This is a genomic window from Methylobacterium terrae (assembly GCF_003173755.1).
GTDB lineage: Bacteria > Pseudomonadota > Alphaproteobacteria > Rhizobiales > Beijerinckiaceae > Methylobacterium > Methylobacterium terrae.
Map to the genome: position 1 here is coordinate 5,997,340 of NZ_CP029553.1, position 14,682 is coordinate 6,012,021.

At 71.4% G+C, this 14,682-nt stretch carries 13 protein-coding genes; 6 read left to right on the forward strand and 7 right to left on the reverse strand.

Annotated features, from left to right (window positions below; translation table 11 throughout):
- Positions 1-170: 170 nt before the first annotated feature.
- The 3 genes from DK419_RS27615 to DK419_RS27625 are packed head-to-tail and all read right to left on the reverse strand — an operon-like array spanning position 171 to position 1,997.
- Complete coding sequence (locus DK419_RS27615) at positions 171-965, reverse strand: alpha/beta fold hydrolase (protein WP_109961903.1); 795 nt, start codon at positions 963-965, stop codon at positions 171-173.
- Between the two features lie 7 nt (positions 966-972).
- Positions 973-1,272 carry an AzlD family protein gene (locus DK419_RS27620; RefSeq protein WP_109961904.1) on the reverse strand — a complete coding sequence of 100 codons (300 nt, stop codon included), beginning with the start codon at positions 1,270-1,272 and terminating at the stop codon, positions 973-975.
- The gene (locus DK419_RS27625) at positions 1,269-1,997 is read right to left on the reverse strand and encodes an AzlC family ABC transporter permease (RefSeq protein WP_109961905.1); all 729 of its coding nucleotides are present in this window, start codon (positions 1,995-1,997) and stop codon (positions 1,269-1,271) included. Before DK419_RS27625 ends, DK419_RS27620 begins: the two co-directional genes overlap by 4 nt.
- Before the next feature lie 126 nt (positions 1,998-2,123).
- Here DK419_RS27625 and DK419_RS27630 point away from each other — a divergent pair, with 126 nt between their 5' ends.
- Complete coding sequence (locus tag DK419_RS27630) at positions 2,124-2,588, forward strand: Lrp/AsnC family transcriptional regulator (protein ID WP_109961906.1); 465 nt, start codon at positions 2,124-2,126, stop codon at positions 2,586-2,588.
- A gap of 217 nt (positions 2,589-2,805) precedes the next feature.
- Here the strand turns inward: DK419_RS27630 and DK419_RS27635 are convergent, their stop codons facing one another.
- Complete coding sequence (locus DK419_RS27635; RefSeq protein ID WP_109961907.1) at positions 2,806-4,146, reverse strand: sigma-54-dependent transcriptional regulator; 1,341 nt, start codon at positions 4,144-4,146, stop codon at positions 2,806-2,808.
- A complete protein-coding gene (locus tag DK419_RS27640; RefSeq protein WP_342587206.1) occupies positions 4,143-5,957 on the reverse strand; it encodes a sensor histidine kinase in 1,815 nt (604 codons plus the stop codon). Before DK419_RS27640 ends, DK419_RS27635 begins: the two co-directional genes overlap by 4 nt.
- 393 nt (positions 5,958-6,350) lie before the next feature.
- On the opposite strand from DK419_RS27640, the gene DK419_RS27645 reads away from it, so the two are divergent.
- Complete coding sequence (locus DK419_RS27645) at positions 6,351-7,706, forward strand: dicarboxylate/amino acid:cation symporter (RefSeq protein WP_109961908.1); 1,356 nt, start codon at positions 6,351-6,353, stop codon at positions 7,704-7,706.
- Positions 7,707-8,034: 328 nt separating this feature from the next.
- Positions 8,035-8,853, forward strand: coding sequence for an alpha/beta hydrolase (locus tag DK419_RS27650; protein WP_109961909.1), 819 nt, complete (start codon positions 8,035-8,037; stop codon positions 8,851-8,853).
- Positions 8,854-8,894: 41 nt separating this feature from the next.
- Here DK419_RS27650 and DK419_RS30095 read toward each other — a convergent pair whose 3' ends face one another.
- Positions 8,895-9,089, reverse strand: coding sequence for a hypothetical protein (locus tag DK419_RS30095; protein ID WP_245442753.1), 195 nt, complete (start codon positions 9,087-9,089; stop codon positions 8,895-8,897).
- Between the two features lie 57 nt (positions 9,090-9,146).
- On the opposite strand from DK419_RS30095, the gene DK419_RS27655 reads away from it, so the two are divergent.
- Positions 9,147-9,968 (forward strand): cation diffusion facilitator family transporter, encoded by an 822-nt coding sequence (locus tag DK419_RS27655; RefSeq protein ID WP_245442754.1) that lies wholly within the window; start codon positions 9,147-9,149, stop codon positions 9,966-9,968.
- A 6-nt stretch (positions 9,969-9,974) separates the two neighbouring features.
- Here DK419_RS27655 and DK419_RS27660 read toward each other — a convergent pair whose 3' ends face one another.
- Positions 9,975-12,005 (reverse strand): elongation factor G, encoded by a 2,031-nt coding sequence (locus tag DK419_RS27660; protein WP_109961911.1) that lies wholly within the window; start codon positions 12,003-12,005, stop codon positions 9,975-9,977.
- 146 nt (positions 12,006-12,151) lie between these two features.
- Between DK419_RS27660 and DK419_RS27665 the strand changes: the two genes are divergently transcribed.
- The gene (locus tag DK419_RS27665; RefSeq protein ID WP_109961912.1) at positions 12,152-12,991 is read left to right on the forward strand and encodes an HTD2 family dehydratase; all 840 of its coding nucleotides are present in this window, start codon (positions 12,152-12,154) and stop codon (positions 12,989-12,991) included.
- Positions 12,992-13,066: 75 nt separating this feature from the next.
- Positions 13,067-14,074, forward strand: a complete 1,008-nt coding sequence (locus DK419_RS27670; protein ID WP_109961913.1) for a TRAP transporter substrate-binding protein — start codon at positions 13,067-13,069, stop codon at positions 14,072-14,074.
- The last annotated feature ends 608 nt before the right edge of the window (positions 14,075-14,682 follow it).

Genomic DNA, 14,682 nt, shown 5'->3' on the forward strand with positions numbered 1-14,682 from the left:
GCGTCGAGCCGGCGCCTCAAGCATCAGCCGATCATGATGCCGTCGGACGGTGCGACAGGGGTCGAAACCGACCCTTGGTAAAGGGCGGCCGAGCATGGACAGCGTAACTCCGCCGGTCGGTTCTGGACGTCCGGGTCGCGGACTGAAGCGGGCGTGATCCTGGGGCCGGCTTACGGGACGGCGCACCGGCCGAGAAACCGCGTGACCGCTTGCAGCACCGCATCCGGCCGCTCTCGGTGCGGGACATGCCCGCAATCCTCGATCAGCACGACCTCGGACCGTCCTCCAGCGTGGCGTGCGATGCGGTCAGGGTAGGCCCGCGAGCCGTACTCGTCCCGGTCGCCGTGGAGCGCCAGCAGCGGGCAACGCACGCGGGCGAGATCTTCATCGAGGGTCCAGCCGGCAAAGGCCGGATCGAGCCAGGTCTCCGTCCAGGCATCGAGAGCCCACCGCGCCTTGTCGCCGTGGTATCGGGCGATCCGTGCGAGCTGATCGGGACTCCGGAGCACGCGGCGCGCCTCGATGATCCCGGTCCGGGTGCGCTCCTCGACGAAGGCTTGTGCCCCCACGGTGATGACGGCGGCGCAGCGGTCGGGATCACGGGCGGCGGTGGCAACCGCCATCGCGCCGCCGACGCTGTGACCGAACGCGATCAACCGGCCGAGGCCGAGCCGAGCGATCAGGGCGGGGACGGCGCCGGCGGCTTCGTCCTGCATGAAGTCGAGCGGCAGAATGCCGGGATGCGGGTCCGACCGGCCGAACCCGAGCCGGTCGTAGGCGACGACCGGCAGGCCGGTGGCGGAGGCCAGCCGCTCCGGGAAGTCGCGCCAGACCTCGACGCAACCAAGGCTCTCATGAAACAGGAGAAAGCTCGGACGCTCGCCCGCGCCCCGTGTGTCGGGGGTCCAGGATCGCGCGAACAGCCGCCCGTGCGGGCCGTCAATCCAATCATCCGCCGTCTGCATCGCGTCCTCAACCTAGGAGATGTCGGAGCAGGCCGGCTGCCGCGACGCCGATCAGGACGGTGGGCAGCAAGGGCAGGCGCGTCGCCGCCGCCAGCGTGACCGCCAGCGCGACCAGGTCCGCCGGTCGGTTCACCACGAAGGCCGGGGCGATCACCGCGATCAGCACGCAACCGGGCGCGGCATCGAGAACCGCCGTCGTGCGGGCATTCAGCGCGCGATCGCGTAGGGCGACGTAGCCGAGGATGCGCGTTAGGTACGTGACCAGCGCCATCAGGCCGATCGTCAGAAGGGTCGAGGTCTGGATCATCGTGCCCGTCCCGCCTGAGCGTAAGCCCACGTCACGCCCGACAGCGCACCGGCGGCGACGTGCCAGGCTCCCGGCAAGAGCAGGTGGACGGCGGCGGCGACCACGAGGCTGATCAGCCACGGCGCAGCAGCCCTGGCCCCCTTCCACATGCCGCGCAGCAACACCAGGAACACGGCCGGGAAGGCCATGTCGAACCCGTAGACGGTGACGTCGCCGATCGTCGGCCCGAGCAGCGCACCCAGCGCCGTGAAGACGACCCACGTGAGGTAGAGCCCGGCGGAAACGCCGAGGTAGTAGAGCAGGCTGAACCCGCTCGCCCGTCGCTTGGCATCGGCCAGCCCCATGGCCCAGCTCTCGTCGCACATGAAGAAGAGGGCCGGGAGGGTGCGGCTTCTGGGCAGGTCGCGCAGATGCGGGGCGAGCGCCGCCCCCATCAGCAGGTGGCGGCTGTTCACCAGGAACGTCATCGCCACGATGAGCAGGAGGTGAGGCGGCGAGGTCCACAACTCGACGGCGGCGAACTCTGAGCCGCCGCCGAAGTTCAGGCCGGTCATCAGCGGCACCTCGATGGGGCTGATGCCCTTCCGGACCGCCTGCGCCCCCAGCACCAGTGCGAAGGGGATAAATCCCACCATCACCGGCAGCGCGGCGGTTGCGCCCCGCAGGAGTTCAGCGCCGCGCCCGGTGGCCGCGTCCTCCGTGATGCCAACGTCCAAGCCTGTCATGCCCCACCCTTCTCTCGAGGCAGTCTACGCCGGCGCCTTCGGCAGTTGGTTGCGTTCTACGACGGCAAGGGGCTCCAAGGCGCAATTTTGTTGCGCTAGCGATGGGTTCGAGGGCATGGTGTGCCGATGGAGCTCGACGCCATCGACCGCCGGATCCTGAGCGCCTTGCAGCGCGACGGCCGCTTGCAGAACGTCGACCTCGCGCAGGAGGTCGGGCTGTCCCCGTCCCCCTGCCTGCGGCGGGTCCGGCGGCTGGAGGAGGCGGGCGTGATCGCCGGCTACACCGCCCAGCTCGACCCGTCCAAGATCGACCTCGGAATGACCATCTTCGCGCGGGTCTGGCTGACGGGGCAGGACGAGGAAACGGTCAGCGCATTCGTTGCGGCAGTGCAGAAGCTGCCGCAGGTGGCGGAGTGTCACCTGATGGCGGGCGATTGCGATTTTCTGTTGCGCGTGCTGGTGAAGGATCTCGACGCCTACCGGCGGTTTCAGATCGAACACCTTGCCCGGATTAGGGGGTTGCGTAGCATCAAGACCGACATTCCCATGCAGACGGTCAAGCAGTCGGCCGCGTTCCCGATCCCGATCTGACGTCGAGAAGCCACGACGAGGGTTCGCGTCTCATCCGCCCTGGTCATGGCAGCCGGGATGCTGGAATATCGGCATGGCGCCGAGATCGGCTCCTCGCGCAGCCGGGCCGATCGCCGCGCACGACGGCCGGGCTCGGCCGTGCTGCTGGGGGCGCTGGGCCGTCCGCAGGCCTCACCCTCTCCCGGATCTCCTTCCGGTCCGCTCCGCCGAAGCGCTCCTAGCGGTAATCGTTCGGGTCGAGGCCGTGGCGGGCGATCTTGTCGTAGAGGGTCTTTCGCGGCGTGCCGAGGGCTTCGGCCGCCACCCGCACGTCGCCGCCGGCCATGATCAGCTCGTCGCGGATCAGGCCGCGCTCGTGGCGGTCCATCTGCTCGGCGAGCGTCGCCGCCTTCGCGGGCTCAGGCACGGCCGGGCCGGTGGGATTCAAGCCGAGCGCGCAGCGCTCGGCGAAGTGGCCGAGCTCGCGCACGTTGCCCGGCCAGTCGTGCCGGCTCAGGTGCTCGCGCATCGCCGGGGTCACCGGCGGCGGCTCGCGGCTGAAGCGGGCGGCGGCCTTGCGCAGGAAGTGCTCGAACAGCAGCGCCACGTCCTCGCGCCGCTCGCGCAAGGGGGGGATCGCCACCGAGACGACGTTCAGCCGGTAGTAGAGGTCGTCGCGGAACGTGCCTTGGGCCGCGGCCTGGCCGAGGTCGATCTTGGTCGCGGCCACCACCCGCATGTCGACGGGCTGGATCGCGTTGGTGCCGAGCGGCTCCACCACCCGCTCCTGCAGCACCCGCAGGAGCTTGACCTGGATGGTGAGCGCCATGCTCTCGATCTCGTCGAGGAAGAGCGTGCCGCCGTCGGCATGCGCGATGCGCCCGACCCGCTTCTTGAGCGCGCCCGTGAAGGCGCCGGCCTCGTGGCCGAAGAGCTCGCTCTCGACCACCGTGTCGGGGAGCGCCCCGCAATTCATCGCGACGAAGTTGCCCTTGGCCCGGCGGCTCCAGCGGTGGAGCGCGCTCGCCACCACCTCCTTGCCCGATCCCGTCTCGCCCAGCACCATGACGTCGACGTCGGCCTGCGCCACCTCGCGCACGAACTGGCGCAGGCGGGTGATGCCCGGGGAGATGCCGAGGAAGGCCGGGTCCTCCGCCACCGCGGCGTCGAGGCGGGCGCGCAAGCTGCGGTTCTCCTGCACCAGGCTGCGGCGCTCGAGGGCGCGGCGCACCGAGGCGACCAGGGTCTCGGCCGGGTAGGGCTTGGCCAGGAAGTCGTAGGCGCCCGAGCGCATCGCCCGGACCGCCATGGTGATGTCGCCGTGTCCGGTGATCAGGATCACCGGCAATTCGGGATCGGCCTCCTGGAGGGCCGAGAACAGCCCGAGCCCGTCGAGCCCCGGCAGGCGCACGTCGGTGACGACGACGCCCGGTGGATCGGCGAGGATCGCCCGCAGGGCCGATTCGGCGTCGGCATGGGTCTCGACCGTGAAGCCGGCGAGGTCGAGGCTCTGGCCGTTGGCGCGGCGCACCTCCTCCTCGTCGTCGACGAAGACCACGCGGTTGGCGCTTGAGCTCATGCGGCGGCTCCGGTCGATGCGGGGGGACCTCCGGCGCCGGCGGGGGCGAGCGGCAGATCGACCCGGAACAGGGCACCGCCCTCCGGCGAGGCGCCGGCCGAGAGCGTGCCGCCGGAATCCTCGACGATGCCGCGCGAGATCGCCAGCCCGAGGCCGAGGCCGTTGGCCTTGGTGGTGAAGAACGCGTCGAAGACCTGCCCTCCCCCGTCCGGCAGCCCGCCGCCGTTGTCGCCCACCTCCAGCACCGCGCGCTCCCCCGTGACCCGCACCGTCACGGCGATGCGTGGATTCTTCGCGCCCGCGACGGCGTCGAGGGCGTTCTGCACCAGGTTGACCACGACCTGCTCCAGCCGCGGCCCCTCCCCCAGGACATAAGGCGAGGGCTCGGGAAGCGCGAGGGCGAGGTCGATGCCGGAGAGCCGCCCCTCCACCACCTCCAGGCTCGCCCGCACCACGCTCACCAGCGCCACCGGGTCGCGGCGCCCGGAGGCCTTGCGGGCAAAGCCCTTGAGCTGGCGCGTCAGCCCGGCGATGCGCTCGGTCAGGCGGCCGACCGCCGACAGGTTCTCGGCCGCCTCCGGCAGCCGCCCGCGCTGGATCAGGATGCCGGCATTGTCGGCGTAGGAGCGGATCGCGGCGAGCGGCTGGTTGATCTCGTGCGCCATGCTGGCGGCGAACTGGCCTAAGGCCGCGAGGCGCCCGGCATGGGCGAGCTCGCGCCCGAGGCGCTGGCGGTCGGCCTCGGCGCGCCGTCGCTCGGCGATCTCGGCCTTGAGCTTCTGGTTGGCTTCCGTGAGGGCTTGCGTCCGCGCCCGCACCCGCTCCTCGAGCTCGGTGCGCCGCGCCGCCGCCTCGGCGAGGCTGTCCCGCAGGCGCCGGCGCCGGCCGACGATCTCGGCGAGGCCGAGGCAGGCGAGGCCGACCGCGAGGCCGGCGATGACCTGGGCCTGGACCCGCTCGCGCGCCACCGCGACGCCGATCCGCGTCAGGGTATGGAGCCGCCAGGTCGTGCCCGGGATCGGGGCGTCGAGGGGGAGCGCCAGGCGCGCCGGCTGCGCGCCGCTGCCGACCCGCACGAGGCCCGAGCCGTCCGAGGAGGGGTAGAGCGGCAGGGGGCTGAGCGGCGCCGCGCCGAATTCGAGCCGCTCGCGGATCAGCCGGCGCTCCTCGTCCGGCACCGGCCGCATCGTGCCGAAGCGCCAGGCCGGCTCGCTCGCCATCAGGACGATGCCGCGGGGATCGGTGACCATCACGGTCTCGCCGCCCTTCGTCCAGGAATCGCGCCAGGCGTCCTCGATGGCGTCGAACTCGACCTTGACCACCACCACCCCGGTCCGTCCGTCCGGCCCGGCGACCCGGCGGCTGAGATAGAGGCCGGGCCGGCCGCTGACGGTGCCGAGCGCGAATTGCCGGCCCGCCCCCTCGGCGAGCGCCTGCTGGAAGTAGGGCCGGAACGCGTAGACCGCGCCGACGAAGCTGCCCGGCTCGCCGGCATTGCTCGCCGCCACCGCCGTGCCGTCCCGGCGGATGACGTAGATGACGGCCGCCCCCGAGGCGCGGGCGATCTCGGCCAGGCGGTCGTCGACCCGGGCGATGAGCGCCGGATCCGGGGAGGCGCCCACCACCGCGGCGATCTCCGGGTCGCTCGCGAGCGCCAGCGGCAGCGAGCCCTGCTTCTGCATCTCGGTGCGGAACGCGGCGACCTGGAGCGCGAGCGTGGAATTCGCCGAGCGCCGCAGGTCGGCGAGCGCCGCCCGCTCGGCGATCCGGCCGGCGACGATCGCGGCCGCCAGCACCGCCGCGAGGCTCAAGGTCCATGGCAGCGCCGGGGAGCGCAGCCACGCGCGCCAGCCGGCCGGGGCCGCCCGGCGGGGCGGCGGACCCGGCTCCGGGGCGTTGCGGATTTCCGCACGGTTCCGCGGTCGACGTTGCGGCACACCGGAAGGTTCCACCGGGACGTCTCCTCCAGGTTTTGAAAAAGCCTTTTATTGGTCGTCACTTAACAAAAAATTGCGATTTTCCGCCGGCTGGCACGCCGGTTGCCATTGTGTATCCGTCCGCGGCCCGCCGGTGCCCGGCAGGACCGCGAAAAGGTCGATGATCGCTGCGAGGCAGACCCTGCCTCGCGGCCAAGAGCAAGAGCGTCACCGCGGCTCACCGCCGCCAACGCCGTCCCGTCACCCGCCATGCAGGGAGAACGTCCAATGGCCACCACCGTCCCGTCGCCGCTGACCGCGCCGCACGCGCCGCCGAAGCCCAAGCCGATCTACAAGACCCTCTACTTCCAGGTCCTGGTCGCGGTCGCGATCGGCATCACGCTCGGGCACTTCTACCCGCAGCTCGGCGCCGACATGAAGCCGCTCGGCGACGCCTTCATCAAGCTCGTCAAGATGATCATCGCCCCGGTGATCTTCCTCACCGTGGTCTCCGGCATCGCCGGCATGACCAACCTCGAGAAGGTCGGCCGGGTCGGCGGCAAGGCGCTGGTCTACTTCCTCACCTTCTCGACGCTGGCGCTGATCGTCGGCCTGATCATTGCGAACCTCGTCCAGCCGGGCGCAGGGATGCACATCGATCCGAAGTCGCTCGATCCCAAGCAGATCGCGATGTACGCCGAGAAGGCGAAGACGCAGACGATCACCGACTTCCTGATGAACATCATCCCGTCGACGGCGGTGGGTGCGTTCTCGGGCGGCGAGATCCTGCAGGTCCTGTTCTTCTCGGTGCTGTTCGGCTTCGGCCTCGCCTTCCTCGGCGAGCGCGGCAAGCCGGTCCTCGACTTCATCAAGATCCTGTCCGAGGCGATCTTTGGCGTCGTCCACATCATCATGAAGGTCGCTCCCATCGGCGCCTTCGGCGCGATGGCCTTCACCATCGGCAAGTACGGCATCGCCTCGCTCGCCAACCTCGCCTACCTCGTCGGCGCGTTCTACCTGACCTCGGCGATCTTCGTCTTCCTCGTCCTCGGTGCGGTGGCCCGCTACAACGGCTTCTCGATCGTCAAGCTGATCCGCTACATCAAGGAGGAGCTGCTGCTCGTCCTCGGGACCTCGTCCTCCGAGTCGGCCCTGCCCTCGCTGCTCGAGAAGATGGAGCGTGCCGGCTGCTCGAAGCCCGTCGTCGGCCTGGTGGTCCCGACCGGCTACTCGTTCAACCTCGACGGCACCAACATCTACATGACCATGGCGGCCCTGTTCATCGCCCAGGCGACGGACACGCCCCTCACCTACGGCGAGCAGGCCTTGCTGCTCCTCGTCGCCATGCTCTCGTCCAAGGGCGCGGCCGGCGTCACCGGCTCAGGGTTCATCACCCTCGCCGCGACCCTCGCGGTGGTCCCCTCCGTGCCGGTCGTCGGCATGGCGCTGATCCTCGGCATCGACCGCTTCATGTCGGAGTGCCGGGCGCTCACCAACTTCATCGGCAACGCGGTCGCCTGCATCGTGGTCGCCCGCTGGGAAGGTGAGGTCGACATGGACCGCCTGAAGGCCGCCCTCGACGGCAACCCGATGCCGCTCGAGGACGAGATCGGCCCGGTCCCGGCCCTCCAGGCCGCCGAGTAAGCGACCATCCGGGGCCCTCAAGGCCCCGGCCATCAGAAAAAGGGGGCGGCCCTGCGCGCGGCGCGGGGCCGCCCCTTGCCGTTCATGGGTTATCGTCCCGCAGGGAGCTTGTCCGACCGGAACGAGACGCGTCCTCCCGCCCGCGACCTCATCCCGAGGTGCGACCGACGGGAGCCTCGAAGGAGGGCCCCGGGGATCGCCGAGACTTCCGGACCCCTCCCTCGAGGCCTCCGGCACCTCAGGATGAGGTCGCGGGTGGGATGAAGAAGAATCCGTGGGACTGTTCTTGCCGGTCGGACACGCTTCGAAACTCTCTCGGAGGACGACGATGGCGGGTGGCGACTGGCGCGGGATGGACCGCGCGACGCTCAGCAGGGCCTACGACAATTCCGGTGCGGTCGCCGGCAGCAGCGCCTTCATGGCGGGCCTGCGCGAGCGCAGCGCGGCCTTTCGCGAGGCGAATGCCGGCGAGCTCGACCAGCCCTACGGCCACGGCGTGCGGCAGCGTTTCGACCTCTTCCGCTGCGGCCGTGCGGGAGCGCCTCTGCTGGCCTTCATCCACGGCGGCTACTGGCAGCGCAACGACAAGCACGGCTTCTCGGCGCTCGCCGAGGGCCCGCTGGCGCGCGGCCTCGACGTGGCGATGATCGGCTACACCCTCTGCCCCGAGGCGACGATGACGGCGCTCTGCGCCGAGATCCCGGCGGCCCTGGCCCGCCTGCGGGCCCATGCGAGCCCGCCGCGCCTCGTCGTCTCGGGCTGGTCGGCTGGCGGCCACCTCGCGGCGCTCGCCATGGCCTGTCCCGAAGTCGATGCAGGGCTGGCCGTCTCCGGCGTCTTCGACCTCGCGCCGATCCGCCGCACGGCCCTCGACGACGCCCTCCATCTCACCGACGACGAGGTGGCGGCGCTCTCGCCGATCCGCCACCTGCCGGCCCAAGCCGGGCCGCTCACCGTGGCGTATGGGGCTGGCGAGCTGCCGGAGCTGTGCCGCCAGTCGCAGGTCTACCAGGCCGCCTGGGCCGGGACCGGGCTCCCCGGCGACCTCCTGCCGCTGCCGGGCGACGACCATTTCACGGTGCTCGACCAGATGATCCGGCCTGACGGGGCGTTGACGGAGGCGGCCCTGCGCCTCGCCGCCGGCTGAGGCTCCCACCCCGCGGGGCTCGCCGTCCCGCGGGGTCCGCCCTAAAGATACGGGCGCGCCCGCCCGGAACGGCCCGGGCGCAGGATCAGGGACCGGGCATGGGCCAGCACCACGACCACGCGCACGGCGAACACGATCACTCCGGCCATGATCACTCCGGCCATGATCACTCCGGCCATGATCACGGTCACCGTCACCACGGCGGAGGCCACGCGCACGGCCCCGGCCACGTCCATGCCCCGGCGAATTTCGGCCGCGCCTTCGCGATCGGCATCGCGCTCAACACCGGCTTCGTGCTGATCGAGGGCGCCTACGGGTTCCTGACCGACTCGGTGGCGCTGCTCGCCGATGCCGGCCACAACCTGTCCGACGTGCTCGGCCTCGTCGTCGCCTGGGCGGCGGCGACGCTGGGCCGGCGCCGGCCGACGGCGCGGTTCACCTACGGCCTGCGCTCGTCCTCGATCCTCGCCGCCCTGTTCAACGCGGTGTTCCTGCTGGTCGCGGTCGGCGCCATCGCGCTCGAGGCGGTGCAGCGGTTCAGCGCCCCCGCCCCCGTCCCGGGCCTGACCGTCACGATCGTGGCGCTGATCGGCATCGCGGTGAACGGGATCACCGCCTGGCTGTTCGCGTCCGGCCGCAAGGGCGACCTCAACGTGCGCGGCGCCTACCTGCACATGCTGGCCGACGCCGCGGTCTCGGCCGGGGTCGTGGTGGCGGGCCTCGTGATCCTGTGGACCGGCTGGACCTGGGTCGATCCGGTGACCAGCCTCGTCATCGTGGCGGTGATCGTCGCCGGCACCTGGGGGCTCCTGCGCGACAGCGTCGTGCTCTCCCTCGACGCCGTGCCGCCGGGCATCGACCCGGCCGAGGTGCGGGCCTGCCTCGCCGGGCGCCCGGGCGTGGCGGAGGTCCACGACCTCCACGTCTGGCCGATGAGCACCACCGAGACGGCGCTCACCGCCCACCTGGTGATGCCCGACGGCCACCCCGGCAACGCCTTCCTCGACGAGTGCGCCGCGACCTTGCGCCGCCGCTTCGGCATCGCCCACGTGACGCTGCAGGTGGAACTGGCGGGAGGACCGGCCTGCGCGCTGGCGCCGGATCACGTCGTGTAGGGGGTCCTACCCCGCCTTGCGCACCGGCTGGCGCGCCAGCACCGCGTCGGCGGCGCGGCCTGTCAGCTCCGCGCGATGGTCGAAGCGGGTGGTGAAGGTGCCGACGCCCGCGGTGGCCGAGCGCAATTCGACGATCAGGTCGGTCATCTCGGCCTCGGGGATCAGCGCGTCGACCACGTCCCAGCCGGACCAGCCGGGGCGGGCATCGAAGCCGAGGATCTGGCCGCGGCGGGCGGTGACGAGGCCGGTGGCCTTCGCGGTGGCGCCGCTCGGCACCGCCATCGACACCGCCAGGATCGGCTCCAGCAGCACCGGCCCGGCCTTGGCGAGCGCGTCCTCCAGCGCCAGGCGCGTCGCGGCCTGGAAGGCGGCGTCCGAGGAATCGACCGCGTGGGCGGCGCCGTCCTTGAGCGTCACGGCGATGTCGACGACGGGGAAGCCGAGCGGCCCCTTGGCGGTGAAGGCCCGGGCGCCGGCCTCGACGGAGGCGATGTACTGGCGCGGCACCGCGCCGCCCACCACCTCGTCCTCGAACGAGAAGCCCTCGCCCCGCTTCAGCGGCCGCACCGCCAGGGCGACGTCGGCGAACTGGCCATGGCCGCCGGTCTGCTTCTTGTGCCGCGCCCGCGCCTCGGCGGGTCCCCGGACCGTCTCGCGGTAGGCGACCCGCGCCCGCTCGGTCTCGACCCCGATGCCGAAGCGCGAGGCCAGCCGCTCGACCGCGACCCGCAGGTGCATCTCGCCCTGGCCCGACAGGCGCAGGTCGCCGAGCTCGGCGCGGTGCTCGACGATCAGCGCCGGGTCCTCCTCGGCGAGCTTCGTCAGGGCGGCCGAGAGGCGGACGTCGTCCTTGCGGTCGCGCACCCGCAAAGCCAGGGCGTGGACGGGCTCGGGCGCCGGCAGGTCCACGAGGGCGCCGGGCGCCTCGGGGCCGGTCGTCAGGGTCTCGCCGGTGGCGACGGGATCAAGCTTGGCGAGGCCCGCGACCTCGCCCGCCCGCAATTCCGGGAGCCGGCTGCCGGCCGCCCCCGCGAGCTGGGTCAGCGCCGCCACCCGGGCGGTGCCGCCGCCCGCGCCCGTCACCCCCTCGCCCTCGCGGACGACGCCGCGCAGCACCCGGCCGACCGAGAGCTTGCCGCCGAAGCCGGTATGCAGGGTCTTCATCACCTGGACCAGCGGCGCCCCCTCCTCGGCGACGCCGAGGCGCCCTCGCGTCTCGGGCAGGCCCGGCGCCTCGTGACGGAGCGCCTTCAGCAGGCGGGTGATGCCGTGGCCGTGCTCGGCCGAGCCGAACAGCACCGAGACGACCTGGCCCCGGCGCAGCTCGTCGGCGAGATCGGCGAAGACCCGGTCGGCCTGCGGCTCGACCTCGGCGATCAGATCCTCCATCAGCGCGTCGTCGTGGTCGGCCAGGCGCTCCAGCATCGTGTAGCGCTCGGCCTTCTCCCGCGGCAGCTCGCCGTCGGGCAGGGCCACCACCTCGCTCTGCGCCTGCTCGCGCCAGATGAAGGCGCGCTCGAGCGCGAGATCGATGAAGCCGACCGCCGCCTCGCCCTCGATCAAGGGGATCTGGCGCATCAGCAGCGGCACCCGCGAGGCGGGCTGGAGCAGCGCCAGCGCGTCGCGCAAGCTACCCGCCGCGGTCTCGGCCTTGTTGATGAAGAGGAGGCGCGGGATGCCGGCGGCCTCGAGCGTGCGCAGGGTCAGTTCCAGGGCCGGCCGCTTGCGCTCGTCGGCTTCGCAGACCACGATCGCGGCGTCGCACGCCGGCAGCACCGCCGCGAGGTCGTGGCCGAACTCGATCGAGCCCGGGCAATCGACGAAGGTGAAGGCCTCGCCGAGGAAGCGCGCGGTGGCGAAGGCCGGCTCGACGCTCATGCCGTGGGCCCGTGCCTCGGGCGAGGTGTCGCCGACCCTGGCACCGGCGCGCCCGGGCCGGTCGATCGCGCCGGTGCGATGGAGGATGGCCTCGAGCAGGGCGGTCTTGCCGCTCTGGAACGGACCGACGATCGCGATGCACCTGTGCTGCGCAGCCACGTGACGTCTCCACCTTGGTCTTTGTTGACAGGAAGTTAAGCACCGGGCCGGGGCGCGGTCCAGGCGGCAGGTGTGCAGGCGCGAAGAGGGGCCGATATACGGTGGAGACGCCGGTACGGCGCGGCCGAGGGACTGAGGACACCGTGATGCCCGAGATTGACATCGACCACCTGCGCGGCTGGATCGGCCGGACCCGGGAGGTCGAGGACTTCGTGACGCCGCGCCTCGTGGCCGAGTACCGGGCGACGCTGGCGCCCCACCTCGCCCCGGTGGCCGACGGCGAGGCCCCGCTGGCGCTCCACTGGTGCCTCGCCCCCGAGACGCCGGCCGCCGACGCGCTCGGGCCCGACGGGCACGCGGCGAAGGGCGGGTTCCTGCCGCCGGTGCCGCTGCCGCGGCGGATGTGGGCCGGCGGCGAGGTCGAGACCCTGGCCCCCTTGCGCGTCGGCGACCGGGTCGTGCGGCGCGAGACGGTCTCGGACGTCCAGGTGAAGCGGGGCCGCACCGGCACGCTGTGCTTCGTCACCGTGCGGCACGAGTACCTGACCGAGCGGGGCCCGGCGATCCGCGACCGGCAGGACATCGTCTACCGCGAGGCGAGCCGGCCGGGCGACGCCGCGCCGGCGGCAAAGCCCGCCCCGGCGGAGGACGAAGCGGCCTGGTCGGTCGAGGCCAATTCCGTGCTGCTGTTCCGCTACTCGGCCATGACCTTCAACGGCCACCGCTTCCACTACGATCACCCCTATGCCACGCAGGTCGAGGGCTATCCCGGCCTGGTGGTGCACGGGCCGATGCAGGCGAGCCTGCTCCTCAACCTCGCGGCCGCGCGCCTCGGCCGGGTGCCGGCCCGGTTCCGCTACCGCGGCGTCGCGCCGATGATCGCGGGCGCACGCTTCGCGGTGGCGGGACGGCGGGAGGGCGAGGGCTTTCGCGGCTGGACGGCCTGCAACGGCCAAGTCCACATGGAGGCGGAATCCGGGGGTTAGGCGATCGGCGCATTGCGCCGGCGGGCCCGAACTGTCAGCCTCGCGGCCAAACCAGAACGAGGACGAGGAAACGCCATGCTGACTCTGACCCGCCGCGCCCTCGCGGCCGGCACTGCCCTGATGCTCCTGTCGGGGGCGGCGCTGGCGCAGGCGCCGATCGTGATCAAGTTCAGCCACGTGGTCGCGCCGGACACCCCGAAGGGCCGCGGCGCCGACAAGTTCAAGGAACTGGCCGAGAAGTACACGAACGGCAAGGTGAAGGTGGAGGTCTACCCGAACTCGCAGCTGTTCAAGGACAAGGAGGAGGTCGAGGCGCTCCAGCTCGGCGCGGTGCAGATGCTGGCGCCCTCGCTGGCGAAGTTCGGGCCGCTCGGCGCCAAGGAGTTCGAGGTCTTCGACCTGCCCTACATCCTGCCCGACAAGGCGGCCCTGCGGCGGGTCACCGACGGCGCGCTCGGCAAGCGCCTGTTCGACAAGCTGCAGTCGAAGGGCATCACCGGGCTGGCCTACTGGGACAACGGCTTCAAGGTGATGAGCGCCAACAAGCCGCTGCGGATGCCGGCCGACTTCCGCGGCCAGAAGATGCGGATCCAGTCCTCGAAGGTGCTGGAGGCGCAGTTCCGGGCGCTCGGCGCGATCCCGCAGGTGATGGCCTTCTCGGAGGTCTACCAGGGCATGCAGACCGGCGTGGTCGACGGCTCGGAGAATACGCCCTCGAACATGTTCACCCAGAAGCACCACGAGGTGCAGAAATACATCACGCTCTCCGATCACGGCTATATCGGCTACGCGGTGATCACCAACAAGAAGTTCTGGGACGGCCTGCCGCCCGAGGTGCGGACCGAGCTCGACAAGGCGATGAAGGAGGCGACCGTCTACGCCAACCAGGTCGCCGACAAGGACAACGCCGACGCCCTCGACGAGATGAAGAAGTCCGGAAAGACCACCTTCATCGAGCTGACCCCCGACGAGAAGGCGGCCTGGAAGGCGGCACTCGAGCCGGTCACCGCCGACATGGCGAAGCGCGTCGGCAAGGACGTGATCGAGGAGTTCCAGAAGGAAGCGAAGGGCGGGACGCAGTAAGGGCGGGCCGGATTCGCCGCTCGGTTTTCGATATTCCGTGTCATCCCGGGGTTCGGCGCAGCCGGAGAGCCCGGGGTGGCCTATCGAATATTTATTCTATTCGACATGACGACGAATCCGATGCGGTCGATCCGCTCGCTTCGTGTGCCGCACCGGAGCCGGCACTCTCCGCGTCCTCCCGAGGCTCGTCGAAGGCGAGAGCCCGGAATCCAGAACCGCAAGTCGTGCAGGGCGATGCGGAGCGCGGCCCGCTCATGTCTGAACCACCTGTGATTTCTGGATTCCGGGCTCCGCTTTCGCGGCCCGGAAACGACCGGGGGTGTCAGGCTCGTCGCGACGATCCGGCGGCGGCGTGCCTTGCCCGTGCCTCTCCGCGGACGTGACGCCTGGGAAACGAGCCGGCCGGGCTTCTTTCCGCGAACGAGCGACGTCTACGACCGCGCGCCCGAGAGCGGCTCCGGCAGCCCGCCGTCAACCTTCACAGCGCTGTCGCAAAACGCCCATACAGAGCGAACACAGTTCGAAACATGCTGTAACAAGGCAGCCTCGCCCTCCCGGTTAGACACGCCGAACGATCGCGGGCGAGCTCCCCGCCGCTGCGCGCCCTC